Annotated in this window: 17 protein-coding genes; 1 reads left to right on the forward strand and 16 read right to left on the reverse strand. The window is 62.1% G+C overall.

Annotated elements, in window-relative coordinates; translation table 11 throughout:
- Positions 1-11: 11 nt before the first annotated feature.
- On the reverse strand, positions 12-1,037 hold the full coding sequence (locus tag M2650_RS09805; RefSeq protein ID WP_249473765.1) for a hypothetical protein: 1,026 nt from the start codon (positions 1,035-1,037) through the stop codon (positions 12-14).
- A 229-nt stretch (positions 1,038-1,266) separates the two neighbouring features.
- Between M2650_RS09805 and M2650_RS09810 the strand changes: the two genes are divergently transcribed.
- On the forward strand, positions 1,267-1,668 hold the full coding sequence (locus tag M2650_RS09810; protein WP_249473767.1) for a nuclear transport factor 2 family protein: 402 nt from the start codon (positions 1,267-1,269) through the stop codon (positions 1,666-1,668).
- A gap of 37 nt (positions 1,669-1,705) precedes the next feature.
- Here M2650_RS09810 and gltS read toward each other — a convergent pair whose 3' ends face one another.
- From gltS to M2650_RS09885, 15 genes are all read right to left on the reverse strand, one after another.
- On the reverse strand, positions 1,706-2,917 hold the full coding sequence (gene gltS / locus M2650_RS09815; protein ID WP_249473768.1) for a sodium/glutamate symporter: 1,212 nt from the start codon (positions 2,915-2,917) through the stop codon (positions 1,706-1,708).
- A gap of 100 nt (positions 2,918-3,017) precedes the next feature.
- On the reverse strand, positions 3,018-4,016 hold the full coding sequence (dgcA, locus tag M2650_RS09820) for an N-acetyl-D-Glu racemase DgcA (protein WP_249473769.1): 999 nt from the start codon (positions 4,014-4,016) through the stop codon (positions 3,018-3,020).
- On the reverse strand, positions 4,001-5,044 hold the full coding sequence (gene dgcN / locus M2650_RS09825; RefSeq protein ID WP_249473771.1) for an N-acetyltransferase DgcN: 1,044 nt from the start codon (positions 5,042-5,044) through the stop codon (positions 4,001-4,003). Before dgcN ends, dgcA begins: the two co-directional genes overlap by 16 nt.
- Before the next feature lie 97 nt (positions 5,045-5,141).
- Positions 5,142-8,147 carry a TonB-dependent receptor plug domain-containing protein gene (locus M2650_RS09830; RefSeq protein ID WP_249473774.1) on the reverse strand — a complete coding sequence of 1,002 codons (3,006 nt, stop codon included), beginning with the start codon at positions 8,145-8,147 and terminating at the stop codon, positions 5,142-5,144.
- 114 nt (positions 8,148-8,261) lie between these two features.
- Positions 8,262-10,214 (reverse strand): CocE/NonD family hydrolase, encoded by a 1,953-nt coding sequence (locus tag M2650_RS09835; protein ID WP_249473776.1) that lies wholly within the window; start codon positions 10,212-10,214, stop codon positions 8,262-8,264.
- The gene (ggt, locus tag M2650_RS09840; protein ID WP_249473778.1) at positions 10,211-11,878 is read right to left on the reverse strand and encodes a gamma-glutamyltransferase; all 1,668 of its coding nucleotides are present in this window, start codon (positions 11,876-11,878) and stop codon (positions 10,211-10,213) included. The genes M2650_RS09835 and ggt overlap by 4 nt, the downstream gene beginning before the upstream one ends.
- A gap of 335 nt (positions 11,879-12,213) precedes the next feature.
- Positions 12,214-13,116 (reverse strand): LysR family transcriptional regulator, encoded by a 903-nt coding sequence (locus tag M2650_RS09845; RefSeq protein WP_249473780.1) that lies wholly within the window; start codon positions 13,114-13,116, stop codon positions 12,214-12,216.
- A gap of 363 nt (positions 13,117-13,479) precedes the next feature.
- On the reverse strand, positions 13,480-14,433 hold the full coding sequence (locus M2650_RS09850) for a D-cysteine desulfhydrase family protein (RefSeq protein WP_249473781.1): 954 nt from the start codon (positions 14,431-14,433) through the stop codon (positions 13,480-13,482).
- Between the two features lie 29 nt (positions 14,434-14,462).
- Entirely contained in the window at positions 14,463-15,665 is a 1,203-nt protein-coding gene (locus M2650_RS09855; RefSeq protein WP_249473783.1) for a serine hydrolase domain-containing protein, read from the reverse strand.
- 48 nt (positions 15,666-15,713) lie between these two features.
- Positions 15,714-17,204 carry a M16 family metallopeptidase gene (locus M2650_RS09860; protein WP_249473785.1) on the reverse strand — a complete coding sequence of 497 codons (1,491 nt, stop codon included), beginning with the start codon at positions 17,202-17,204 and terminating at the stop codon, positions 15,714-15,716.
- Positions 17,201-18,628 carry a M16 family metallopeptidase gene (locus M2650_RS09865; protein ID WP_249473787.1) on the reverse strand — a complete coding sequence of 476 codons (1,428 nt, stop codon included), beginning with the start codon at positions 18,626-18,628 and terminating at the stop codon, positions 17,201-17,203. The genes M2650_RS09860 and M2650_RS09865 overlap by 4 nt, the downstream gene beginning before the upstream one ends.
- Positions 18,629-18,861: 233 nt before the next feature.
- Complete coding sequence (locus M2650_RS09870) at positions 18,862-19,368, reverse strand: GNAT family N-acetyltransferase (RefSeq protein WP_249473789.1); 507 nt, start codon at positions 19,366-19,368, stop codon at positions 18,862-18,864.
- A 347-nt stretch (positions 19,369-19,715) separates the two neighbouring features.
- On the reverse strand, positions 19,716-22,061 hold the full coding sequence (locus M2650_RS09875) for a zinc-dependent metalloprotease (RefSeq protein ID WP_249473790.1): 2,346 nt from the start codon (positions 22,059-22,061) through the stop codon (positions 19,716-19,718).
- Between the two features lie 194 nt (positions 22,062-22,255).
- Entirely contained in the window at positions 22,256-25,480 is a 3,225-nt protein-coding gene (locus tag M2650_RS09880; protein ID WP_249473791.1) for a TonB-dependent receptor, read from the reverse strand.
- A 240-nt stretch (positions 25,481-25,720) separates the two neighbouring features.
- Positions 25,721-26,728: a FecR family protein gene (locus tag M2650_RS09885; protein ID WP_249473792.1), complete on the reverse strand. Its 1,008-nt coding sequence runs from the start codon at positions 26,726-26,728 to the stop codon at positions 25,721-25,723.
- Positions 26,729-26,733: the final 5 nt, after the last annotated feature.

Below are 26,733 nucleotides of genomic sequence, written 5' to 3' on the forward strand. Positions count from 1 at the left end.
TATTGATGCTCTCAGTTGACACACATGTCCGTTACCGATTGCACAGACACCTTCTTTCTCTCGAACTGGTTCACGAACAGGTCCGAGGCCCGTTTGTCCAACGCAATCAGATCTGCGGCGGTCAGATTGCGTGCTGCGTTGGCGGCCTGATAACCGTACTGCGATTCGCCTAAGGCATCGGGCGAGCCCTGTTGGGCTAGCCTGGCGAGCAAATAGGTGTCTTGCGCGGAAAATCCTGCAGTTGTTTGCAATCCATGCTGTTCCTCGGTGGCTTGGAACGCCGCCAGCACAATAGGCCAGCTCCCTATCTTCAAACCATCTTGGACGAAACGCCGCGCGTGAGCAGCGTAGGCCTTGACCAGCCCAGCATGATAGGGACTTTGCTCGTTGGGCTTCTGCCATGCGGCCATCACAAAACAGGCGGCCGCATTCTGGTCCCCCCGGAGCGCGGCTTGCAAGGACGCTTCATAGATTTGCGCATTCGCCAAGTCCTGCGGCGTGGCCTCAAGCCACAGCTTGCAAGATTGTCGATGCTGGTCCAAGAAGCGCGAGGTTTCCAGCAACTTAGAACGTAGCTCAGGGTCTGCCGCCGCGAGCGCCTTAGGACTGTTCAACGGCCAACTCGGATCCGCCGATTGCTCACGATAGAATGCATCGAAATGGCGGAACTTCGCGCAATCCTTAGCGAAAGTGTAGCGACGGGCAGGGTCTTGGGCGACCGAGGCCGGAAATCCTGCGAACGCGACTGCCGTGGTCATCTGAACCGGGGCCGCCGACGCCACGGGTGGTGCCGATTCGACGGGCTTCGCCTGAGCTTGGACGGCCGGCTGTTTTGCCGCGGCAGGGCCAACCGTGCGCGGCGTACGCCCCAGTAGCAGGATCGCGGCACCGATGGCAATGGCAATGAGCAGGCCGTATATGCTTTTAGAGTTCATATCCGTTATCGACCTGCCAGATTCCGTTCTCAATCTGCAAACGACCTTCTCAACGGTCGTCAGCGACATGTCGTGAATAATCGGATGCAGGCGCAGTGTCAAGTGCCATGTCGTCGTCGACCATCCGGGATGCCGGTATCAACTATTTTCAGCAAGTCCAACCGGATCCGTTCCGTGACCAGCACCACACTCCTCTAGGTGTTGGCGCCTCAGCCAGCCCCCTACCTTCACAGTTCCGCATGCGTCCAATCTAGCGTCAAGGCCGCCCAATGCTCGGCGGAATGACTGGCGCTACCGCTTCGGCGCGGGTGCGGAAAACTCGTTGCGGGGCGTGACCCTGCTCAAGGTCCGCGACAGCAGGATCGCGGAGGCGCTGGGATACGCGAAGACGCCGGCGGTGTCGGATCTGGGCCAAACGCGCCAGACCACGGTCGAGGTCATCCGTCGGTACAACGAGGCTTTCGAGCAGCACGATCCAACCCTGCTCTCGGAATTGGTCGCCGAGGACTGCGTCATCGAAAACACCACCCCCGCTCCTAACGGTTCGCGCCATGTCGGCCGCGAAGCTTGTCTGGCGCTATGGGGACGGATTGCGGCCAATCCGGACATCCGGTTCGACATCGAAGCGGTCGAAGTCGCCGACGAGAGAGCGACGATCCGGTGGCGGCTCCGCTGGGGCGAGGACGAAAGCGAATCGCTGCCCTTCAGGTCCTGGCTGCGACGCCTTTTTTGAGGATTTTTTCTCCGACTATTCCCACCCACGTACCGCATCACGTCCAGCCGTTGACGAACGCCGTGATGACGACGGCATTGACGAAATCGATGAAGAAGGCCCCGACCAGCGGCGCGACCAGGAACGCCCGCGGCGCAGGACCGTAGCGTTCGGTCATCGAACCCATCACCGCCATCGCATTGGCCGTGGTGCCGAGCATGAATCCGGTGAAACCTCCGGCCATGACCGCGGCGTCGTAGTCGCGCCCCATCAACCGCAGCAGCGGCCACAGGCAGAACAGCGCCACCAGCAACGCCTGCACGATCAGGTTCACCAACAACGGCGCAGCGAGCCCGGCCAGTTCCCACAGGCGCAGGTCCATCAGCGCCACGGCTAGGAACAACGACAGGCAAATGCCGCCGATGACGTCCATGCGGACCAGCGGCAAGCGAAGCCAGCCGGTAGCGTCGTCGACGTTGCGGATCGCCGCGCCCACCAGCATCGCGCCGATGTAGCTGGGCAGGGTCACGCCGAGTCCGACCAGACCCACGCTCACCCAGGAACCGATGCCCATGGCTACCAGGATCAGCACGAAGCCCTTGAGGCCGGCATGGATGCGATGGCCTTCGCCATCCGCCGAACCGCCCTCTTCTTCCTGCACGATCGCCACCGTGATGCCGACCGCTTGCGTGGAGGGACGCGGCTGCAGGTCGAAGCGCTCCATCAGCATCGTCGCCAGCGGCGCGCCGAGGATCGAACCGCAGACGATGCCGGCCATCGCGGTGGCCAGCGCGATGCTTTCCGCGCCGTGCACGCCGGCCTGTTCGAACAGCGGCGCGAAGGCCAGCCCGGTCGCGGGACCGCCGGCCAGCGTCGTCGAACCGGCCAGCACGCCGAACAGCGGATGCAGTCCGAACGCTTTGGCCAACGCCATGCCGACCAGGTTCTGCACGATCAGCGCGACCGTGGCCAGGCCCAGCAACCACACGACCTGGCGGCCACCGATCTTGAGCAGCGCCACGCTGGCGTTGAAGCCGATGCTGGTGAAGAACGCGATCATCAACGGTTCTTTCAGCGCGGTATCGAAGCGTACGGGCGTGAAATCCCAGTAACGGCACGCCAGCACCGCCAGCGCCACCAGCAAGCCGCCGATCACCGGCGCCGGGATGTTGAATCTCGCCAGCAACGGCACGTGGCGCCGGATGACGTAGCCGGCGATCAGGCACACGCCGCCGCCGGCCAGGGTCTGCACGGGATCGAGCGTCAGCACGCCGTTTCTCCTTCAATGGAACGCGTTCCGGCGTACGTCGCGGCGGTACCGGCGTCGGCGCCATGCGCATGGCGCGAGACGCCGCGCTGCGGCCGGTCGATCATGCTCCCCAAAAGCCTGGCTGCGGCGGTACCAGCAGGCCATGCCGGAGGCGCACGCCATCGGCGTAGTCGTCCTTGAGCCACAGCGGACCGTCGAGGTCGACGAATTCCGCCTCGCGCGCCAGCTCCAGCGCCGGCGCAATGCCGACCGAGGAGCACACCATGCAGCCGACCATGATCCGGAAACCCTCGGCGCGCGCCGAGCGCAACAGGCGCCAGGCCTCCGTCAGTCCACCGGTCTTGTCGAGCTTGATGTTGACCGCTTGGTAACGCCCCTGCAGGCGCGGCAGGTCGGCCGCCACGTGGCACGACTCGTCGGCGCACACCGGGACGCGCGGAACGAAATCCAGCAGCGCATCGTCCGCGTCCGCGGGCAGCGGCTGTTCCACCAGCTCCACGCCGGCGCTTTCCAGTTCCGGCTGCAGGTCGCGCAGCAGATCGATGCTCCAGCTCTCGTTCGGATCCACGATCAGGCGCGCGTCCGGCGCGGCGCGCCGCACCTCGCGGATCCGCGCCGCAGGTTCGTGCGCGTCGAGCTTGATCTTGATCAGCACGTTGGCCGGCCCGGCGCCGGCCAGGCGCGCGGCCTCTTCGCCCATGCGCTGCGGCGTGTCGATGCCGATGGTGATCGCGCTGGTCAGCGGCAGCGGCGACGGCCGCGCCAACCCGGCCCACACCGGCACCGAGGTCAACCGCGCTTCCAGGTCCCACAACGCCGAGTCCAGCGCATTGCGCGCCGCGCCGGCCGGGAGCCGCGCCTGCAGTTCCTCGCGCCCCATGCCGGCGGCCACTTCGGCGCGCACGCTTTCCAGCTGCGCCATCACCGAATCCACCGACTCCCCGTAACGCGCGTAGGGCACCGATTCGCCGCGTCCGGTCGCGCCGCCTTGCTCCAGTTCGATCAGCACCACCTCGGCGGCGTGCTTGACGCCGCGCGCGATGCGGAACGGTGCGACCAACGGGAAGCTGCAATGCTTGATGGTCAGTTCGCGAAGCATGAGAGCAGATTGTCCACGATGGCTTCGACACCCATGGTGACGGGATCCTGGCAAGGAAGTCCAAGCAAGTTGGCGACTTCGCGGCAAGTCGCCTGCGCCTGGTCCGCCGGCAATCCCGACGTGTTGAGCGCGACGCCGACCGCCTGCACGTCGGGATTGGTCAGGCGCGCGGCTTCCAGATTGGCTTCCAGGCAACGCGCGAGCTCGGGCAGCGCGTAGCCGGGCAGCCCGCGCATATGCCGCCTGCCCGGCTCGTGGCACAGCACCAGCGCGTCGGCCTGCGCGCCGTGCAGCAATCCCAGCGACACGCCGGCATAGGACGGATGGAACAGCGAGCCCTGCCCTTCGATGAGATCCCAGCCGCCGTCCAGGCGCGCCGGCGAAATCGTTTCGGCGGCCCCGGAAATGAAATCGGCCACTACCGCGTCGATGGGAATGCCGGCGCCGGCGATGAAGATGCCGGTTTGCCCGGTCGCGCGGAAATCCGCCTTGCGGCCGCGCTCGCGCAGGCTACGCTCTATCGCCAGCGTGGTGTACATCTTGCCGACCGAGCAATCCGTGCCGACGGTGAGCAGCCGCCGGCCCGCGCGGCGGCGGCCGTTGCCGACCGGGATGTCGCCCATCGGCGTGCGCGCGTCGAACAACGCACGGCCGTTGCGATGCGCGGCCGCGACGATGTCCGGATTGTCGCGAAGTTTCTGGTGCAGGCCGGCGACGACGTTGAGCCCGGCGTCGAGCGCCGCGATGGCATCGGCGACGATCTGCGGGCCCATCACGCCGCCGGCATTGGCGGTGCCGATCACCATCGTGTCCGCGCCCTCGGCCTTGGCCTGCTTCCAATCCATGTCGCGAAGGCCGAGCGTGGGCACGCAATCCGGCCCCCGGTATTGGCCGACGCACCATTCCGGGCGCCAGTGCGCCAGGCCGCGCGCCGTCTTGATCGCCAGATCGTCGACGGCATTGCCCAGATACAGCAGATAAGGCGGGCGCCAGTGCGCGGTCCGTGCCGCGTCGCCAGGGTTCAACATGGAATCTTTGCTCCAGACGGCGACCCTTGCCGCCGACCAAATGAGAGGGAGAGCGCTCGCCGACGCCGTCGCTCCGCGCGACGTCGGCGAGCGCGGATCAATAATCGTAGGAAACGCTGAAGCGCACGTACCTTGGTTCCTGCGTCGACAACGCCTGGCCGTAACGCGGATGGGGCACGTTCGGCGCAGACTCGCTGCGGACGTAGATGTTGGTCTCGGCCTTCGCATTGAACACGTTGAAGACATTCACGCTGAAGGCGAGCTTGCCGTCGGCGAACGCAGGCCGGTAGCTCGCGCCAAGATCGAACTGTCGGATCCACGGCAGCCTGCCCTCGGATCCGGGCGACGAAGGCTGGCCGTTGCAGAAGTGGTAGATGCCGCCGTAGGCCGCCGGATCGGTGTGGTTCTCGCCGTAGTAGCTGAGACAGACTTTCGGTGCGCCGGAAATCAGACGCAGGTTGCCCGACACCGTCCATTCGGGCGCCAGCTGGTAATAGCCGAAGACCTTGAACTGGTGCTTGTGGTCGTTGTTCAGCAGGCCGTTGGTGTTTTCCATGATCTCGGCGTAGTCCCAGTCCTGCGTAGTGGACGTGAACGTCTGGCCGATGTCCGAGCGCAGCTGGCCCTCGGTGTTGCCGTAGTTCTTCGAGAACACGTACGACACCATGCCGTACCAGTCGTCTTTGAACGGATGCTCGAGCATGAACTCCGCGCCGTAGTATTTGCGCTTGAGGCGTTCCCAGCCGAACTCCTCGTGTGTCAGCGGAACGTCGACGTAGTTCCCGCTGGTATCGCGCAGCACGAAGACGTTGGTCCTGCCCGGGTTGATCAGGTAGCAGCTGTTGGTGCTCTCGATGTCGTAGCCCAGGCTGGCCGCCTTGTCGGCGACCTGCTCGATGTCGCAGAAATCGTCGATGGCGTTGCGCAGGATGCGGTTGGTGAGCTTGACCCCGTACACCCAGTCGTTCCGGAACTCGCGGGTGAAGCCCACGATGAATTCGTCCTGGTATTCGGCCTTCAGGTCGCGTGCGGTCACCGTCTTGGGATCGGGCAGCTGGCCGAAGTAGTTGTTCGGCGCGACCACGCCGGAAATCGGCGTCAAGTCGGTCGGCACGCCGTTGGCGTCGATGCCGCCGTAGGTGAAGTACTGGCGTGTCTGAATGACCGCGCCGGCGGAATTGATCGACGGATTCAGCGGCAGGCCGAGGTAATAGCGGCCCATATTGCCGTAGACCTTGAACGTCGAATCGCCGTTCACGTTCCAGCTGAAGCCCAGGCGCGGCGCCCATTGCGGCTTGGTCTGGCGGATGTAGGCGTCGCCGTCGCTGTTGTAGTTGGTGAACTGGTCGTTGCGCAGGCCCAGCGACAGCAACAGGTTGTCGGTGACCTGCCAGCGGTCCTCGATATACTGCGCCCGCTGCGTGGAGTGGATGGTCGCCAGGCTGTTGTCGATCGCCTTGACCACGTAATAGCCGTCCTCGCCGTTGGGGAAGCCGCCCGTGGCCGGCACGCCGAGGCCGGTGGAGATCGGCACGTTCGGATCGGACTCGCCGTAGCGCCAGATATAGCCCGGGCCGGTGGGGATCGATCCCTGCGCGACGGCCTGCGCTTTCTGGTTGTCGATGCCGACCGAGATCGTATGGTCGCCCAGCACGTAACTCAGGTCGAAGCGGAAATTGGACGTCTTGTTGCCGCGGCGCGGATCGGTGATCGAAGACACGATCTGCGCATTGCCGATCGGCGTGCCGCCGTTGAGCGCGGGGTTCTGGTCGCTGATGCCGTCGACATAGACCAGGTCGGGATCGTAACCGGCCGGGCTGGCGTAGGCGCGCGTTTTCATCTCGCCGTACAGCGCGCTGACGGTGAGGTTCTCGGTGAGGTAGCTGGTGTACTTGGCCACGTACAGATCGCCGCCGTCCTCGGTGGTGTCGGCGCCGCTGACGAAGCCAAGCCTGGACAGCGCGTTGAAGTCGTAGTCGTAGACGTCGCCCTGGGTCTTGACTTTGGATGAGGCTCCGGTGAGTTCGAGGAAGTTGTTGTCGTTGATGTTCCAGTCGATCTTGGCGTACCAGCGCGGCTTTCTGTGCTGGTAGTCGAGATAGGGGTAGGCGGAAGTCACGTTGCCGACGGTGTCGCCTTCGGCGCGTTCGTATTCCACCCCCGCGAAGAAGAACAGCTTGTCCTTGAGGACCGGGCCGCCGGCGTAGGCCGAGGCAGTGCTGGACCAGCGCGTATCGCGGCTCTTGGGCCAGTACATGTCGCCCGCCACCGGCGACTGCGGCAGTGCGTTCTCGTAGCGGACATCGTCCCGGCTCTCGCGCAGCGACGCCGGCTCCCAGATCATATGCCCGCCGAATTGCCACTCGTTGCTGCCGCGCCGGCCGATCGCATTGATCACGCCACCGTCGGAACGACCGTACTGCGCGCTATAGCCGCCGGTATAGGTTTCCTGCTGCTCGATGGCGCCATAGGGCATGGTCAGGCCGCCCAGGCCTTTCAGCGGATCGGTGGTGTTGAAACCGTTGATGTAATACGCGTTCTCGCTGGCCGACGAACCACCGAAGCTGACCAGCGACTGGCCGGTCGCGCTGCGGAAGCCGCCGCTGTTGTCGACCACGCCCGGGGAGAGCAGCGCGATGGACTCCGAATCGCGGCCCAACGGCAGCCTGGCCAGTTGTTCGCGGGTGATCACCGTGCGCGAGTCGACGCTGGACACGTCGATGGGCGGGATCGCACTGGCCAACACCTGGACGCTGTCGAGGCTGGTGATCGCGCCATTCGCGTTGTTAGCGCCCGCGAACGACACCTCGATGTTCGAACCCACCAGCACCGTCACGGCATCCTTCTGCTCCACCGTCTTGCCGTCGCTGATCAGCGTCACCTTGTACACACCGACCGGCAATTGCGGCGACTGATAACGTCCGCCCGCGACGGGAAGTTCCCTGCGCAAGCCAGTCTGGCTTTCGATGACGACCGTGCCCTGGTCGACTTTCGGCGCCTGGCCGAAGATGCTGCCCGTGGTGGATTGCGCCGACACGGTCGACGACATGGCTGCGAGGATCGATGCGGCCAGGACAGCGGCCCTGATTGCTGCGGTTCTCATTAGCTTGCGCTCTCCCGTCCAAAGCGATTGGCATCCGACCGTAGCGGTCGGCGTTCTTGCGTTTCGCCCGAATCTGCCAAGCACGGCAGCGCCGGACGCGCGGATCGGTCGTTGCTAATGCCGCCGGGGAACGATCGGCAAGCCGATCGAGCTCGGTTGCGAAGGCGTATGCCAAATCTTTTGCGATGCCTGCCGGTAATCCCCCGGCTCGGCGAAGAAAATGCTGTCGACGTAGGTTTGCGGGTTGCGGTCGTAGAGCGGGAACCAGCTGGACTGGATTTGCACCATGATCCGGTGACCGGGCCGGAACAGGTGATGGATGTTCGGCAACGCAAACGTGTAGCGCAGCGGCTTATCCGGTTCGATGCGTGCGGGCCGCGCGAAGTCGGCGCGGTAGCGGCCGCGGAAGATGTCCATCGACAGCGGGAACTGATAACCGCCCATTGGCGGGTCGGCCGGGTACGTGTACGGATACACGTCGATGATCTTCACCACCCAATCGCTGTCGCTGCCGCTGGTGGAGGCGTACAAGTCCACGGTCGGCGCACCGGACACCTGCACGGCCTCGTTCAGCGGTTCGGACACGAAGCTGAGCACGTCGGGCCGGCCGTCGACGAAACGCTGGTCGGCGACCGCCCAGGCGCTGCGCGCATCGGCATCGGCGACGCCATTCGGCCGCGGCAGGTTCGGCACCGGACGCATCGGATCGGAGACGTAGCCGTCGGATTCGGCCTCGCCCACTGCCGGCGGCGCGAAATCCAGGCGACCGCCGGCGCGCAGGTAGACCGTCGTGGGTTTAGTCGCGCAGCCCGCGTCGCACGCCAGCGGCCAGCGCTGCGCCCGTTCCCAGCGGTTGCTGCCGGCGTTGTACACGTTCACCGGCGCGAGCGCAGCCTTCGGCGCGCCTTCGACGAGATGGCTATCGAAAAATGGCTTGAGCATTTCTTCGCGGAATTGCCGCGACGTGTCGCCGCTCCATCGAAACACGCCCAGCGACGAGCCGTTGAGGCTCTGCTGGCCGTGATACCAAGGCCCCATGACGAGGTAGTTCATGTCGTTGCGGCGGTCCTTGGATTCGACCGCCGCGTAGGCGTGCGGCGCACCCCACATGTCGACGTGGTCCCACAGGCCGTGCACCCACATCGTCGGCACCTTCAAAGGCCGCGAGGCAAGGATGCGGTCGACCGCCTGTTCGCTCCAGAACGCGTCGTAGGTTGGATGCGCGACGATCTTCTGCCAGAACGGCAACTGCTCCAGGCCGGCGGCGCGGGCGTAGTCGCCGGCCGATCCCGCCTGAAGATAAGTGGTGTAATCGTCGTAGGCCGGCTTGGGAATCGACGGGCCCTTGCCCTTGGTCGACGTCTGGCCGGTGAAGTAGCCGAGATTGACGTTGCGGAACGCGCCGTGGTGGAACCAGTCGTCGCCCATCCAGCCGTCGATCTGCGGGTTCTCGGGCGCGGCGACTTTCAACGCGGGATGCGGATCGATCAGCGCCATCGCCACGGTGAAGCCGTCGTACGAATGGCCGACCATGCCGACCCGGCCGTTCGACTCGGGCACGTGCTTCACCAACCAGTCGATCGTGTCCCAGGCATCGGTCGAATCGTCGACTTGCGCGTCGTTGATGGTGCCGCGCAGCGGCGGCGCCATGAAGTAGTCGCCTTCCGAGCCATACTTGCCGCGCACGTCCTGGTAAACGCGGATGTAACCGGATTCCACGAACACGTCGTCGCCCAGCGGCAGCGTGTCGCGCATCAGGCGCGCCCGCTTGCCCAACGCCAACTGGCGCGCGCTGTAGGGCGTGCGCGTGAGCACGATCGGCGCATGCTTGGCGCCCTTCGGCGCGACGATGACGGTATACAGCCGCGCGCCGTCGCGCATCGGGATCATTTCCTCGCGCACCGTGTAGTCGAACATCGAGGCGGGAAAGGCGAAATGCGCCGGGATATCGGGCGTGTTGGGCGTGACCTGCGCCGAGCTGGACGTCGCCACGGTCAGCAGACCACCGATCGCCGCGGCGATGCCGCGTCTCAAGGCGTGGCTCTTCCGGGCGATCTTCACCGTCATTTGGCCGCTTCGACCTTGCCCAGGCCGGCGCTGTTGCGCGGATCGCTGGCCGCGGACAGGCGATGGTCGGCCTTGTCCCAGGTCACCACATTCATGTTGCCCCACGGACTGCGTTCGTTGAGCGTATGGCCCATCGCACGCAGTTTGGTCATCGCCTCGTCGGACAGGCTGCCCGGTTCGTAGTCGACGCGGTCCGGCAGGTACTGATGGTGGATGCGCTTTTGCGCGGTGATCTCGCTGGCGCTCTTGCCCCCGATGAAAGCCAAGATGCCTTCGAACACCTGAGTGATGATGGTCGAGCCGCCGGGCGAGCCGATGACCGCGAGGCGATCTTTGCCGATAACGAAGCTGGGCGTCATCGACGACAGCATCCGCTTGCCGCCCACCGGTGCGTTGGCGGAGCCGCCGATCAGCCCGAAGGCATTGGGCTTGCCCGACACGAGGGCGAAGTCGTCCATCTCGTTGTTGAGCAGGATGCCGGAGGCACCGGCCACGAAGCCCGAGCCCAGGGTCGTGTTGACCGTGGCCGTCATCGACACCAGGTTGCCGTCCTTGTCGATGATGGAAAAATGCGTGGTGTGCATGCCCGGCTCGGGCGCATGCGCCGCCGGCAGCCATTCGGACTTGGTTGCGCGGTCGCGCAGGATGCTTTGCCGCAGCCCGTCGGCGTAATGCCGCGACAACAGCATGTCCAGCGGCATGTCGACGAAATCCGGATCGCCGAGATATTCGTTGTGGTCGCGGAAGGCGCGACGCATCGCCTCGATCAGGTAATGGGTGCGCTCGGTTTCGCCGAGTCTCTTCAGGTCGATCGGCGCCAGGATGTTCAGCATCTCGGCGATGGCCACGCCGCCGGACGACGGCGGCGGCGCCGTGATCACCGTGTAGCCGCCGTAAGCCAGTTCGATCGGCGCGCGTTCCTTGGCCCGGTACGCGGCCAGGTCTTCGAGCGTCCAGGTACCGCCGGCGGCTTTTACCGCCTTCACCATTTCTTGAGCGACTTCGCCCTTGTAGAAACCGTCCGCGCCGCGCTCGGCCATCGCCCGCAAAGTCCGCGCCTGATCGGGGTCGCGGAAGATGCCCGTGGTTTGCGGCGCTTTTCCGTCCGGCATGAACTTGCGCGTCGACGCCGGGTAGCGGCGCAGTATCTCGGCCTTGCGCTCGATCGAGCTGGCCAATGCGGCGGTGGGATGGAATCCTTCCTCGGCCAGTTTGATCGCCGGGCGCAGCGATTCGGCCAGCGGCAACTTTCCGTACTTGCTGGAAATATGCGCCAACCCCGCGGGAAAGCCCGGAATGCCGGCCGCGAGCGGACCGTTGAGCGACGTGTCGCGGTTTGGCGTGCCGTCCGCCTTCAGATAATCCGATTCGCGCACGGCCTTCGGCGCCATTTCGCGCGCGTCCACGAAAACGGTTTTGCCGGTGGCGGCGTCGCGGATCAGCGCCAGGAAACCGCCGCCCATGCCGGACGCTTCCGGTTGCACCACCGACAGCGACGTCGCGACCGAGATGGCCGCATCGACCGCATTGCCGCCCCGGGCCAACGTCTCGAAGCCGGCTTCGGTCGCCAGCGCGTTGGCGCTGGCGATGCCGGCCGCGTCAAGCTTTTTGTTCTCGCGCGCTTGCGCCGACAGGCTGAGTGCCGCCAGCGCCAACGCGAGCATTGGGCGATAGACACGAAGCGAATGCCGCGGCGAAGAAAGAGATTGCGTTCCCATCGAACGTCGTGCGCTTCGGCCGAACATCAACGCTCCCCCGTCGTGTCTGACCGCAGCATAGGCACGGGCCGCAGGCGGCCTCCAATGAAAAGAACCGCGCAACCCATAACCCCGGGTTATGGATATACGAACCGCAGCTGCAGGAATCGCAGCGATCGAAAACTCTTCGGAATGGCTCTGCTTTTCGTAGGAGCGGCTTCAGCCGCAAGCTCTTACGCCGAATCGCCGCCATGTACATTGAATACGACAGGACATGCAGCTCATGCATGCCTATCACCGCATCAAGCGTGAGAAAGCATTTTCTGCGCTAGCCGCCGCACATGGGCGATGAACCGCTTCTGCACCGCATTCAACGGACTGTCGATGCGGTGGACGACATACAGCGTCACGTCCAGCTCCAGTTTCAGCGGCCGCATCTGCACCTTGTCGCCATCGTCGCGCCATGCCGTGAAAGGATCGACCAGCGCAAGGCCATGGCCTTGCGCCACCAGCGCACGCGCCAGCTGGTAGGTCTGCACCCAGACCGAGACGCTGGGCGCAGGGTCCAATTGCTGCAGATGGCTTTGCAGCATGCGGCCCAACGCGTCGTGCACGGTGATGCCGACCATCGGTTGTCCGGCCAACGCGGCGATCGGCACCGGCCGCGACAATTCCCGCTCCGGCCACCAGCCGGGCGGCGCGATGAGCATGATGCGGCCCTGGCACAACGCCTCCTGGCGCAGGCCCTGATGGCCCGCATCCTGCAGCGTCAGGCCGATGTCGGCCTCGTGCAGCATCAGCGACTCGCGCATCTGCGCCGAATGCTGGGTGAACAGTTCGGCCGTCGACCCCGGAAAATCCTTGCGCAACAGGGTCGCCGCCTTCGGCACCAGCCTATGCGCCAGCGTCGGCGTGCAGGTGACGCGCAACGGCAGGCTCTCCGGCCGACCGATGTTCGCCGTCAGGCGCTGCAGGTCGTGCATGTCCTGCACGATCTTCTCCGCGCGATGGCGCAGCAGCAACGCCTCCGGAGTCGGCTGCAGGCGCCCGCGCACGCGGCTGAACAGCGCGAAGCCGAGCTGCTGTTCGGCATGCTGCAGCACCTTGCTGGCGGCCGGCTGCGAGATGTTCAGCATCCGCGCCGCGCCGGTCAGGCTGCCGGTCGTCAGCACCGCATGGAAGATTTCGACGTGGCGCAGACGCATGCTATCGCTCCAACTCCTCGCCCGGAACGACGCGCAATCCACCAGATCGGGCGTGCGACATGGTTGGTGGGCCCACCAGTCTTCGAAAGGCCGATGTACCCCATTGAGTCATGGGAATTCTATGGTCACGGCGCCGAAATCGCGACCCGCGGCCAGCCTCACTTCCGCGGGTTTGGTCTGATTCGGAGCCAGAATCCAGTCGAGTGGCCAATGTATCGGCTTTGCTCGGCGAACTTCCGCGGGTTCGTTTCCGCAGTTGCTCCAGATTATGCATCTTCCAGCGGAATGCCTGGCTGCTGATCGAGATGCTCGATGTCCAGTCGCGTCCATTCCGGATTACCTGCCGCAAGCATGCGACGAGATTCATACGAGCCCTGTCACGAACGCTGAGAGCGCCGACGCGCCACCGGTATGCCAGAACATAATCCGTTGCTCCCTGTCGAAGGCGTGCTTACCAATCAGATCAAATAGACCACCCATCGCACGGCCGGTATAGACCGGATCAAGCAGCAAGCCTTCGGTTCCGGCTACAGTTCGAATCGCATCGCGTTCCAATGCCCCCACAACGGCGTAACCACCCCCTAGGTAGTCCGCGTTGATGTCGATGCGCAGAGCATCGTGAGCGACCGGGTAGTCGAGCAAGCTAGCAGCCTCGAGTGCGATCTCGCGCACCTTGGTAGTCAAGTCTTGGACCGATGCGTCTATGCTGATACCCAGTACGCGGCCGCGAAACCCGAATAAAGCAGCGCCAAGCGCCAACCCGGCCTGCGTACCGGCGCTACTACTGGCCAGAACCATGGTGTCCATCTCAAGTTCTTGCTCCCGCAACTGAGCCAAGGTCTCCTCCATGGCACGCACGTATCCGAGCGCGCCCAGGCCGGTCGACCCTCCCAACGGGAGGAAGTAAGGGCGGTTCCCCTTAGCGTACATATCCCGCATCAGATCGTCGACCACGTCGGCCTGCGAGCGCGCACCTGCGAAGTGCAAATCTGCGCCGAGCAATTCGTCGATGAGCAGATTCCCCAGCTTGGTCGCGGGTGGCTCTCCGCGCAGCACCAGGCTGCACCGCAACCCGTACCGCGCCGCGTACAGCGCAGTCTGGCGGCAATGGTTACTTTGCGGGCCACCCAGGGTGACCAGCTGATCGCAGCCGCGCGCTAGCGCCTCTGCAATCAAGAACTCGAGCTTGCGAGCCTTGTTACCGCCCTGGCCCGCACCGATGCCGTCATCGCGCTTAATGTAGAGCTCAGGTCCGCCCAAGCGCTGGCTGAGTCGGTCCATCTTGTGGATCGGCGTCGGAGCATCGATCAGTTTCACGCGGACTGGGTAAGAGATCGGCTGCGATATCATCGCATGGCCTCCAATGCAGTTTCGCATAGCCTGCGGAACGTCTCGGGATCACATGGCTCGCAACGAGTATTGAAGACTGCGGCGATCCCGATGCCCGTAGCGGGATTGATGAACAGGAAAGATGTAAAGCCTTTCTGGCTGCCGGTATGGCCTACGAAAACTGTCCTGCCACGAGGCAGTACGAAGAACCCAAGCCCCATAAACTCCGCAGTATCCTCTGCCTGAGAGACCCTGTGCCGAGGTTGCCACATCTCATGCAGCGTTTCGTGCGCCAGCACTGACCGATAGGAGCGGCGATGCTGCGGATCGTCGCTGGCGACGTAACCAAGGAATGCCATATACCGCGCTACATCCCGCAACGGCGCGTTCCAGCCACTATTGGGATTGGTGATGCCTGGATCGAAGTCTCGACCGTTGGCACGCAACCATGAACCGCCTGCCGCAGCGCTCAGGGCTGTGTAGTTGTTCGAACGATGATCGGCCAGGTAGTACGGCGTAACACCGAAATAGCTGCGGGTCATGCCCAACGGCGCGAACAGGTTCTTGTTGACATAATTCAGCCAAGGATCGCCGGTAACGACTTCCACCACGCGTGCCAAGTAGATCCATGCCGGATTTGAGTAGCTATAGCGCGAGCCTGGGGCGAAAGCGAGCTGCTGGTATGGCAGCATCGCCACCAGCTGCTCCCAGGCCATCGGCTCGAACGGTTCCCACGGCTGTCCTTGTTTCCACGGCCAAGTGGCGTTCTGCAGGCCGGAGGAGTGCTCCAGTAGCATCCGCAGAGTGATGTCGTCCGGCGAGCCATACGGATTGTGCAGCCGACGCACTTCCGGCAGGTAATGCGTAACAGGATCATCGAGCGACAACTTCCCTCGATCGCGCAGTTGCAACAAAGTGATCGCGGTCAAGGTCTTGGTGATCGAACCGTAGTGGAAGATCGTGTTGCCATCTACCGCTTGGCCGCGCTCATGGTCGGCCAAGCCGAAATTGTATTGAAAAACAAGGCGGCCATCGTGTACGAGTATGGTGCTAGCGCCGACGATGCCTTGCTGCTGGACATAGGCATCAAAGGCCTGGCGATAGATATCCCATTTCTTATCCATGCCCGCCGTGCTGGGGAAACTGAGCAGGATAAGTGCCGCGAATGTCGCACGGCGGAGTGCACGTCGCAGCAGAATTCGTATGACAGGTCTGTCCATGGCCACCCTCCTTATTGCAGTTCGATCGCAATCGGTATGCGCAGAGCATTATTCCGCGGGCATCAACGCTTTCTCCGGCAAGGTGCCGGCCTTGACCAGGATCATCTTGTGCGGATCCAGGTGCTCGCGGATCGCGGCGTTTACTTGTTCCCGTGTCAGGGCTGCGACTGCCTCCGGATACCGGTCCAACCAGCCGATGTCGTAACCCCGCAGCACCGTCTGCAACAACGTGTCGGCGATGCCTCGGGTTGTCGCCAAACCAACCTGAAACGATCCGATCAGGTTCTGCTTCCGATCGTCGAGCTCTTTCTGGGTTACGCCTGCCGACCACCATCTCAGCAGCTCCCGGCGCGCCGATTCAACGCCATCCTCGAGCATCTGTGGAGCGAACGTCGCCGAGATTGTCCAACTGCCGTCATTGAAGGTATCGTCGGACATCCGAGCGTTGATGCCGTAAGTCATTCCCTCCTTATCGCGAATGGTGGCCATCAGACGGCCTGTGAAGCCGCTGCCCAGGATCGCCGTGCCCACACGCAACGCCAGTGCGTCGGTATCGCGGTAGCGCAGACCCGTTGGCTGGCCCAGCAGGATGGAAACGCTAGTCTTCTCGGCCAGGCGGACCGCCTCCTCGCCTGCCGATAACGGAGCTGGCGCGTCGGTCGCCACCAGATAATCCACGCCGCCTTGCCAACCTTTGAAGCCACGCGCGACTTCGCGTTTGACCTGTATCGCGTCGACATCGCCCACCACGACCAGCGTCATGTGCAACGGGCCATAGTGCTGGCGGTGGAACGCTTTGACCTCGGCCATGGTCACGCTTTGTGCCGCCGCGATCAATTCTTCGAGCGACGGCGATCGGTTCGGATGTCCGACTGGGAACACAGCGCGACTGAAAGCCTCACTGGTCCGATAGCCGACATTCTCGACTTGGCCTTTCATGGCGCCGATGAACTGCTTGCGGACTAGTTCGAATTCGACGGGGCTGAATGCCGGAGCGCGTAATTGTTCAGCGATCAAGCTGATCACCACGGGTAGATCTTTCTTCAGGGATTTCGCCTGGATCCCGAGCGTCTGCCCATCGACATTGAACGTTACGCTGGCGCCCACATCCTCCAACAGCTCGGCGATGGCGTACTTGTCTCGCTTCATCGTCCCGTGGTCCAGCATCATTCCCGTCAATGTGGGCACAGCCAAGTTCCCTTGCCCCGCGAATGCGTCGCCCGCCGGCAGCGCCCCGCGGATGGTCACGACCTGCTTTACCGCGGTCGGATAAACGATCAAATCGACGCCTGCCACCGACATGCGTTCTACCTGATCGGCGATAACCGCCTGCGCCGGCGAGGCGAAGGACAACGCAATCAGGACGAATACCTTGGCGGCTGGATCGGCGATTGTATTGCGCAGAAACGAGCTGGCTTTCTGCTTGCTGGTTTCATATCTCATAAAAACCTGCGCTGGAATGGGAATCCGATAGCTTCCGCCTCTCCGTTTTCGCCAGAAACCTTCCATGCCAGCAGACGCGCAGAAGATGGTGGTCACGAGCCGATCTCTTTATTCGGCTTCGGCACATACCAGCCTGTGGTGCCCCGGTCTTCATCGAGCCAGTTCTTCGCCATGCGCTGTACGTCGGCGGACGTCACCTTGGCGATTTGCGAAGGCAACCGCCGATAAAGCGTCCAGTCGCCGACTGCCGTGTATTCGCTCAGCACGGCAGCAACACCTGCGGTACCGTCACGACGGTAGGCTTCCTTGGCCAAGGTCTGCTGTTTAACCCTGTCTACTTCGGCGGCGGTTACGCCGTCACGCTTGATCTTCTCTACCTCCGCCAAAAGTATCCGTTCAACTTGTTCGTGGGTCGCACCAGGCGCCAATTCGGCACCGAGGATATGCACCGATGAGTCATGCAGGCCGAAGGTGTCCGACCAGACGTTCAGCGCGAGCCCTGTATCGACGAGCGCACGATACAAGCGCGCGCTCTTCCCGGCACCAAGAATGCCGTCGAGCACGGTCAACGCGGCGTGGTCGTCGTTCCTGGCATCGGGCACCTTGTGGACGATCATTAGGCTGCCCAATTGGCCCGGTCGCTTGACGGTCACTCGACGTGCACCGCTCTGTTCCGGCTCCTCGGTATAGATCTTCGGGATAGGTTGCGGCGATCTTGGGTAAGCGCCATAGTGCTTTCCGATCGTGTACAACACGTCCTCAGTCTCGAAATCGCCGACCACGATCACGGTCGCATTGTTGGGCCAGTAATAGGTATCGTAGAAGGCGCGGATTTTCTCTATCGGTATCTGCTCTATATCGCTCCTCCATCCAATGGTCGGATGATGGTATGGCGAGGCCTGATAGGTAGCGGCCATGACCTCTTCCCACAACAACGTGCCAGGATCGTTCTTGCCGCGTTCGAACTCGTTGCGCACCACGGCCATCTCGGCGCTGCGGTCTTCCTCGCGCAACCACAGATGGCGCATGCGGTCGGCTTCAATGGCTATATAGCCATCCAGATGATCGTGCCCGAGAGTAGCGTAGTAATTGGTTCGATCCGGCGAGGTGCTTGCGTTGTAGCCTGCACCGACGCGCTCCAAATATTGGTCTAGGCTTGTACCATCGGGTTTGTTGTGCTGATTGCTGCCCTTGAACATCAGATGTTCAAGCAGATGGGCCGCGCCAGTGGTACCGGTAACCTCATTGCGCGAACCTACCCGATAGGTGATGTTGAAGCTGACTACGGGAGCGGACGCATCGCGAGCCAACAGTATCGTCAACCCATTGGTTTGCAGGCGGTACTCTTCAATGTCTCCGACGGAGCGCACCTTATGGAAATCTTGCGATACGCCGGCTTTTGCTGTTGCCGGGGAGCAGCCTGGAGACGAGCCCACCAGCGCCAGAACCATCAGCGGCCACGCAGCTCTGATCCGAAACGACATCTGACTTTGGTTCTCTCTCCGGGACACGTCTGCCATCGGTACTCCTTGCTAGCCTTCGCCGCTTGCGTCAGGTTTGCAAGGGCATCAACGGTTCCCGGTTGCACGCGATGCTGGGCGCAGCCTGATCCCGGGTGTGGTCTGCAATAAGACGGGATGAGGGGCGTTTCGCCTACCTCATTTCCAACTGGGCCCACCCCAAAGCGTGCCGTTCCTGCTCTGAGAACCAGAAGCTCATCCTGGAGATCTAGAAACCGCGCGCGGGCGTGCCTTCAGAGCCCACGGCTCATGATCACCATCGTCTGAATCTGGCCGGTAGTCGGCGCCCGGCTCATCTGCTCCTGAATTTCTACGAATCCATAGCGATCGAATAACTGATGCGCGCGGACATTGTCGCGTGGAAACCGTGTGCACAATTTCGGCTCACCTGGCTGCCGGCCGCACCACGCGATAACTGCTTCCATCATGACTCGCGATGCTGGCGTACCACGGTATCCAGGCCGTACATAGAGGCCCCACAATGACAGCCATTTTGGCTTTTCCTGAGCCAACTGGCGCGTGACCGCAACCACGCCCGCCAGCGAGACATCGTCAAAGACGCCCCACACCCGCGTGCCTTGCGAAGCGTACGTGGATAACAGACCCGCCGTGCGTTCTGCGAACACCGTCAGTTCACGCAGAATCTCAGGGCTGGCCAGGCTAGGCAGTTCTTTCACCGACCGCAGCCTCATCAGGCGATAGGCGCCCGCCTCGAACTCCGTAAGCACCCTGGCTTCCATCGCGCAGCTCCAGCTCGATACGAACGGCTCGGCGCGACAAGCGCCCCTATCGCATGCCGATCCGGCCGCGGCAGTAAGCTCCGGCCGCGACCAGCACTATGCAGAACCTGCGTCGCACCGAACGAGGCAAAAAAATCCCCCGGCCAAGCCGGGGAAGAGGGGCATCGAGGGCACGTCCTTTGGCTTCACCAAGTGTCGCCGGGGGTGGGCGACCACTGGTAATTTCCTAAACGGGTTAGAAGGCGGATTCCCTACCTGCACGAACGAACAGCTGACAGTGCGTAGGCACCGGATACATACGGTTGAAGATTTCTTATCCGAGAAATCAACCAATTACGATGCTCGAGCTAGTTCGAGGTGCGTGGACGTGTTCGTTCGTGGCGCTGGTGTGTGGCCTGAGCTATCTGCACCCGCATGTCGAGCAGGTGAAGGCGTGTTCTCGTGTCGGCGGATTTGGGGAGGGCTTTCACGATCTGCACGTCTAGCGCTACCAGTTCACCGCGCAGGAGCGCACGCGAGTCGTCCGCCACTTCCGACGAGCTCATCCGCTCGCACAACAGCTCCAGGTAGGCGCGCTGCAGGTTGCGGCGATAAGCATCGATATGCACCCGGGACTCCGCCAGCTCTTTCCAGATACCTCGACGAACATCGCCGAGGAAATCAGTGAGTTGATAGGCTTGGCCGCCGCCCATCGCCTCCTGTTCCATCATTCGATTCAACCTCGATGCGTCAAGGAGCATTCTCAGCACATCGCGTTGATGGGAGCGGATGCGCGCTAGCGCGTCGTCCGGCCCGATTCGACGAAGGATCTGGGGGCGAATCGCGAACCCGGGGACCATGAACGCATGTTCGTTCAGAAACGCTACGGCTTCGGCCTGCCGCTCGCGCGACACCGGTGTGAATCGAACGCCCTCCTGCCCTATATGCTTCTGCTGAGAATGGAACCCGCCGACGATATTCACCACATGTCCCATTTCGACCTTCCACTGCCCCATCATCGTGTCATACAACCCTTTTAGTTCATCGTAGGATTCTCCTGCGCGTCCTTCCACCGCTGGAAGCAAGTATCCGGCCACGCGCTCAAGGTTTTTCAAGCCCAGCCTGGTACTTTCGACGGCGTCGGCGTCGCCGACCGCTTCGCTTTGCTCTTCCACCTCTCCAAAGGAGCTGACGTTAGAGAACCTGTACCACGGTACCTGGTCCTGTTCGCGCGCCCAGGTATCGAGGGTCGCTCTCTCGTCATCCGGTGTCGGAGCATCGGGAATCTCAGCATAGCCCCACCTCACTGCCCATCTGTCGTACGGACCGACCCTGGGAATCAGGTCCTCCACCGGGATGCCATCCTCAGGTTGGGCGACATAGTTCATCCGCGAATAGTCCATCACGCTAGCGACGTGGCCCATGGCGGCCACCCATTTTGGATCGCGCACCTTGGCGGCCGGATATAACGCGCTCGCTTTCATGTTGTGCTCCAAGCCCAGCGAGTGGCCGACCTCGTGCGCCACGATGTAACGGAGCAGGCTGCCTACCAACTCGTCCGACAACGGCAACTTGCGCGCACGCGAATCAAGAGGAGCCGCCTGCACGAAGTACATGTTCTGCAGCCAACCCAGGACGTGCTGGTGTATTTGGATATCGGCTGAGATGGTTTCGCCCGTACGCGGGTCATTGACGTGCAAGCCGAGTATGTCTCCACCCAAAGTCGGTGCCCAATGGATCATTGAGTGTCGTGCGTCGTTCGCACTCCAATCGGGGTTCTCCTCGGCGCTAGGCGCCTCCTCTGCAAAAATGGCGTTGGTAAAGCCGGCGGCCTCCAAGGCTGGCCGCCATTCTTCCACGCCCTGCTTCACGTATGGCACCCATTTTCTGGGCGTTGCTCGATCGATCCAGTACACGATCGGCTTCACCGGATCGGACAGCGCGCTACCGGGATCCTTCTTCTCCAGACGAAAGCGTGTTATGAACTTCCGTCTGGTAACGCGGTGATCTTCCATGCCGTAGTCGATCGTCCCGACGGAATCGAAGCCCACCCGATCGTCGAACAAGCGCGGCTTCATGGGCGTTTCCGGCAGCTTCACCATGCTGTGATGCATCAGCACGCTTCCGCTGATCGGCGGCATCCGTGGAGGCGCAGGCGACACCGCTACAGATGGGTCCGGCGGGACCGAATAAGTGTTGACCGCCTCAACCTCGACATTCTCTGGGAACGACTTGACGCTTTCCACGAACGAACGCTCCGGGTCCATGTCTTGAGCCCGACCCACCTTCGAGCGCACGCTGAACTCTGGCACCTCGGTAACAAACAGTCGTGTCACGTTCGCGACCGGCGCATTCTTTTTCCCGATCGTTTCTATATTGAAGGACATGATGATCGGCGAGAAATTTGCCGCCTCGACGGCATCGGCTACGGGCAGCGCTGGGTCAGCGGTTATGCCATGGATTGTCTCGCGCAGCAGCAGGCGGTTACCGTGTCGCTCCCATCGCACAACCCTCGTGCCTGATAGGCGGCCGCCATATCCATCATCGACATCCAGGGGAACCTTCGCGATCCGGCTAACCCATAGGAAATCACGGCCTAGCTCCCGCTCTGGAATCTCGTAAAAGATCTGGTCTGCCACCCGATGTACGGTGAAAACTCCATCATCAGACTCGGCCTCCGAGAGAATCTTTTCATACGCCTTAGGATCGATCACCTTATCTACGCCAGGCGAGCTCGAAGCTTCGTCAGCATAAAGTGCTACAAGAGCCGCGATGCACCAGTGCGCGGCCGCTGAACGAAAACCCATTCGTCTTCCCCACAAAAAATGTGGCCCGCTACGGTGGAGTCGATCCTTGGCCCGAAGCCGGACCGGTCGGGCATGGTGATGGCTGCTTGATGACTGGCACGCTAGAAACTTTGCTTGAAGCTCAAGTAGTAGCTCGCCAGTCTCGGGTCGCCATAGGTGCTGTAGGACTGCAGATCTCTGGGCGGCTGCTTGTTGAAGACATTCCGAATGCCGAGGGTGATCTCGCTGCCATTGAACAATCTTGCCCCCAATGAGGCAGAACCGGTGCCGCCGAACCGGTAAGTAGCGAACGCGTCGTGGTATATCTGGCTGGGTACACGCCAGGCGCCTTGCGTGGCGATGTTGTTGGCGATCGTGGTTGCCGAGGAGGTCGGTCCGTATATCCTGTATGAATCGAAATATCGGCTGTTCCACCCCATTGTCCATCCTCGGCGATTCCATACCAGGCCAGCATTGGCCTTGTATTCGAGCACCCCGCCGCGGAACCCCACGTTGTCAACGATGGGCTGGCCCGCTTTCGTTTGAGTTTGCAAGTGCGGCTGCCAAGTCACCAGTGCTGCGAAATCGAACGTCCCCATTCGGTCCGTCTCATAGCGATAGTCGAGTTGCATGTCGTATGCCTCGACTTCTGCCAGCGCGATGTTGAGCAACGTCTGATCGATGAACGTGATCGGCCCCGCCCATCCTTCAGGATCACCCGGCAGTTTCGGACCGCGCACGACCCGCCCTGGAAAGAGCTGCTCGTCGTTCACCAGGCCTTGGATGTCCTGGGGATGATTTGCGATGTTTCCCTCTTTCTGGATGCGGATGTAGTCCAGTGAAAGGCGCAAAGCAGGCAGAAAACGCGGGGTCAGGATGAGGCCCATCGATCGAGTCTTCGACTCTTCGGGCTGCAAGTTCGGATTGCCGCCGTACAGGACGGCATTTTGAATATCCACGTTGATCGGCAGATTGCCGCGACGTGGGTCAAGCAAAGTCGATGGGATGGTCCCACGAAACGCTTCCGGCACCAGCTGAGTCACATTAGGCGGGAGAAAGCCTGTGCCGTAGCTTGCGCGAAATGCCACGTCCTCGATAGGTTGCCAGCGAAACCCTACCGTCGGATTGATCGAATGCAGCTTGTTATCGACCGGCGCGGGTTGTTCTATGCCCGGGAAATTGATGCGGTAGTTGGGCGCCCCATGGACGGTGTAGTCGTCGCGCCGAACCGACAACTGGAGCTCCAATTCTTCGGTGAACTTGAGACGGTTCTTTGCCGAGACCAATGGCACCCTGACCTCGCCGTACATGCTGGTCACCGACTGGGACTTACCCGGATACTCAATTCCGAAGTCGTTGGCCAGATCCTTGCTGGTGCCGCCGCCGAACGACTCGTCCCTGTGCTCCAGTCGGACACTGAGGGTGGGTCTGCCCGCCGGCAGGGACCCTATGGGACCGCCTAGCAGAAGCGTAACGTCCTTGGTGGTGGTTTCAAACGGACCTTCATACATGGTCGTCATGTACGGCGACAGGTCGATCGCATAGAGATTGGTATCCCGAATGGGATTGAAGGCAGGATCGTTCTCCAGCGCTGGAAAAATAAAGTCTTGTGCGGAAGAACGAATAGCGCCATTTATCGTCTGCGTGTTGCGCGTCCGGCTCCAGATGTAATCCATCTCGGCGCGCCAATCCTTCGGCAGCTCCGCGATCACGCCGGCAACCAGCCGGCGATCGGTGGTTTCCACCCGCCACTGGGAATCCTGCATGGGCAAAGGCACGCTGACCTGGATCGGCTGTTGAAACGGGTTATTGGGAGCGTCGGCCGCCAGCGAGTACGCGCTGCTGACGAAGCTCGAAGTAAAGTGCCCTATGTTGTTGGAGGCCATGCCCTCAAAAAAGGCTCGTACCTTCGGACCGAATTCCCGATGGATGGTGAGATTGAGCGATTGAAGGGTTGGATTATTGAGCAAGGCCGTTCTCCCGCCTCCGGTTTGCGAGGAGTTGGCTAGGTCGAAGTTGTAGCTACCCGCATTAGCCACCAATGCGCCGGTGCCTGCTCCCGTTCCCGGGTATCCACTGGGAACATGGGTAATAGGTGAATTCAGCGGCGTTCCGTCGTCAAGGACGAGAGGCGTTGCATTGCATTCTGCATAGCCCGGAAAATACACGGTGGCGCTGCAGATGTTGGTCGTAGCGCCCAGAGGAGGCGCCGTCGGCGGCAGCCATAGATCCGGTCTGTTGGCGAACGCTTCATCGCGGTATCGCCGGACGAACTGCCTGTCCTCCAAAAGGAGCGGCTCGGCGTCCGATAACGTGCCGGCGATCAACACCTTGGTCTTGCCGCTCTCCAGATTGAATCCCGCGCGGAGATCTAGCTTCCGCTTTGCATCGCTCGCGCTGAACGAACTGTCGTAACCCGCCCGCAGTTCAACGCCTTGGTAATCACGTCGCAGAATGACGTTTACCACGCCTCCTGTCGCGTCACCGCCATAGATGCCGCCAGCCGTTGCCGGCAGAATCTCGATTCTCTCCACCGCATCCAGGGGTATGCCATTCAGATCCTGTTGCAGCAGCGTTCCCCCAAGATCCGAGTTCGATGTCCGGCGACCATCGATCAGTATCAGTGTCTGGTTGGCGCCTAACCCGCGCAGGTTGACGCGGCTTCGATTGCCAAAATCTACGCCCTGGCTAAATGACCCCTGCTGCGCGTTCATCGTCAGCCGTTGCTTGAGGAAATCATCGAGGTTTGCTGCTCCGGACTGCTCGATACGATCCCTGTCGAACACCACATACGGCAGCACGTCGTCGCGCGTCCGCGGGATATCCGCGTTCAGCGAAAACCCGCGCTCGCCGCTAACCAGCACCTCCGGCAAGGTCGTCATTTCGTCTGGATTCTGTTTCTGGCTGGAGCTGGCAGACTTCGCCGCGGGAGCCCGTTTTGGCGATGGATTCGAAGCCTTTTTCAGCACAACAGTAGATGCGTTGATCGATTCCCACGTTAGCCCGGACCCTTCGAGCAACCTTCGCAACGCCTCGATGGATGCGAAATGCCCCGACAATCCAAGCGTGGTTTTTCCCGCGACCAGTTCTGGCGGGTAGACGATAGATAGGTCACCTTGCGAGGCCAAGGTATCAAGCGCTTCCCGCAGGCTACCTGCAGGAATTGAATATTGTTTGCCCTGCGCAACCGATTGCTGCGCCAGAGCGGGCGGCGTTGTTACGATCGCGCCCACTCCCACCAATGCGGTTGCCAGCGCTATTGCGATCGCGTTACGCCGCGATTCGCTGAGCCTGCAGATCGCTGCTTGGTTGGCACGCTTCCCCTTGCGCAGAACGCTTGCATTCACGTGTCTTCCTCCAGAACCAGTGGATGAACGGCATCGGCGATCACGAGATATCAATGCAATTCTCGCGGCCGTGTCATTCACCTGTAACGGGAACCTGGAGGTAAAGCCTACCTGGCGCTGGATTGCGCCGGAGTCCGCTCACCTTTTTATGGAGAGGCTACAGGATGCACGTGGTCTTCGGCGGGCACCTGCACTGGCGGCACAGCGGAGGACACGGTATTGCAGATGTCCGGGAAGTGACTATTCCCTGATCAAAACGACTTCGCTCGCGGAGATGCGCTTCGCCCGGATAGGCCAGCCTTGCTGCAGCACCAGTGTCAGTGTCTCCGGATCGCCCGTACGAAAGATGCCGCTAATGGGGATGGTGCGTAGCGAGGGATCCCCAATGCGAAGCTGTGTGTCTGTGTAGCGGTTCATCTCGACAAGAAGGTCTTCCAACATCCAGTTATCGACGAACAGTTTGCCTTCGGTCCAACCTTGCGCAGCTTTCAAGTCTGCCGCCTGCACAGCGCCGATCGCGCCGGTGCGATTGAACGTCAGCCGCTGTCCGGCGATAAGCGCAGCCGTACGGGAATCTGCGCCATGCTGCGGCTCGGTAGCGACCCTCAGCTTGCCTTCGAGCAGCGTCACGGCTGTCCTGGCAGCGTCGACGCGCACCTGGAATCGGGTGCCGATGGCGGTGACGGTGCCACCTTGTACATGCACGACAAACGGTCTGTTGGGATTGCCCCGTACTTGAAACTGCGCCTGCCCTTTCTGCAGGTCTACACGCCGTTGACCGTCGCTATAGCGCTCCACTAGTACCGTGGCGGTATCAAGCACCACAGATGACCCATCTTCCAGCATGAGGTTGCGCTGTTCGCCGGCGACTGTGGCGTAGCGGGTACCGACCGGCGGACCAGCATCCGGAATCCAGCGGGGCACGATCACAACAGCGATCAGAGCCATTGCGGCCATGGCTGCCGTCGGCAGAAACCAGCATCGAAATGCGCCGTGCTCCGACTCGGTATGCCGCAGCGCCCGCATTGCTGCCGCCACGACGGCGGGGTCCTTGACGGCTTGTTCGCTTCGGTTCCAGAGACGCTCTACTTCATCATAAGCAGCGGCATGCCCCGGATCCGCAGCACGCCAGCTTTCGAAAGCGGCACGTTCCTCGGCCGGGCAATCGGGTTCCAGCAACCGTACGAACCAGCTTTCGGCCTCGCCATGAGAGCCTTTGCCGGCCTCCGTACCTACATTCCTGCTCATTCTCA

This window comes from Luteimonas galliterrae, from assembly GCF_023374055.1.
Taxonomy (GTDB): Bacteria; Pseudomonadota; Gammaproteobacteria; order Xanthomonadales; family Xanthomonadaceae; genus Luteimonas_C; species Luteimonas_C galliterrae.

Excerpts from the sequence above, each read along its gene's own strand:
- dgcA (WP_249473769.1), bottom strand. The coding sequence starts at position 4,016 with ATGCTTCGCGAACTGACCATCAAGCATTGCAGCTTCCCGTTGGTCGCA.
- dgcN (WP_249473771.1), bottom strand. The coding sequence starts at position 5,044 with ATGTTGAACCCTGGCGACGCGGCACGGACCGCGCACTGGCGCCCGCCT.
- M2650_RS09830 (WP_249473774.1), bottom strand. The coding sequence starts at position 8,147 with ATGAGAACCGCAGCAATCAGGGCCGCTGTCCTGGCCGCATCGATCCTC.
- M2650_RS09835 (WP_249473776.1), bottom strand. The coding sequence starts at position 10,214 with ATGACGGTGAAGATCGCCCGGAAGAGCCACGCCTTGAGACGCGGCATC.
- ggt (WP_249473778.1), bottom strand. The coding sequence starts at position 11,878 with ATGCTCGCGTTGGCGCTGGCGGCACTCAGCCTGTCGGCGCAAGCGCGC.
- M2650_RS09845 (WP_249473780.1), bottom strand. The coding sequence starts at position 13,116 with ATGCGTCTGCGCCACGTCGAAATCTTCCATGCGGTGCTGACGACCGGC.
- M2650_RS09855 (WP_249473783.1), bottom strand. The coding sequence starts at position 15,665 with ATGGACAGACCTGTCATACGAATTCTGCTGCGACGTGCACTCCGCCGT.
- M2650_RS09865 (WP_249473787.1), bottom strand. The coding sequence starts at position 18,628 with ATGGCAGACGTGTCCCGGAGAGAGAACCAAAGTCAGATGTCGTTTCGG.
- M2650_RS09870 (WP_249473789.1), bottom strand. The coding sequence starts at position 19,368 with ATGGAAGCCAGGGTGCTTACGGAGTTCGAGGCGGGCGCCTATCGCCTG.
- M2650_RS09885 (WP_249473792.1), bottom strand. The coding sequence starts at position 26,728 with ATGAGCAGGAATGTAGGTACGGAGGCCGGCAAAGGCTCTCATGGCGAG.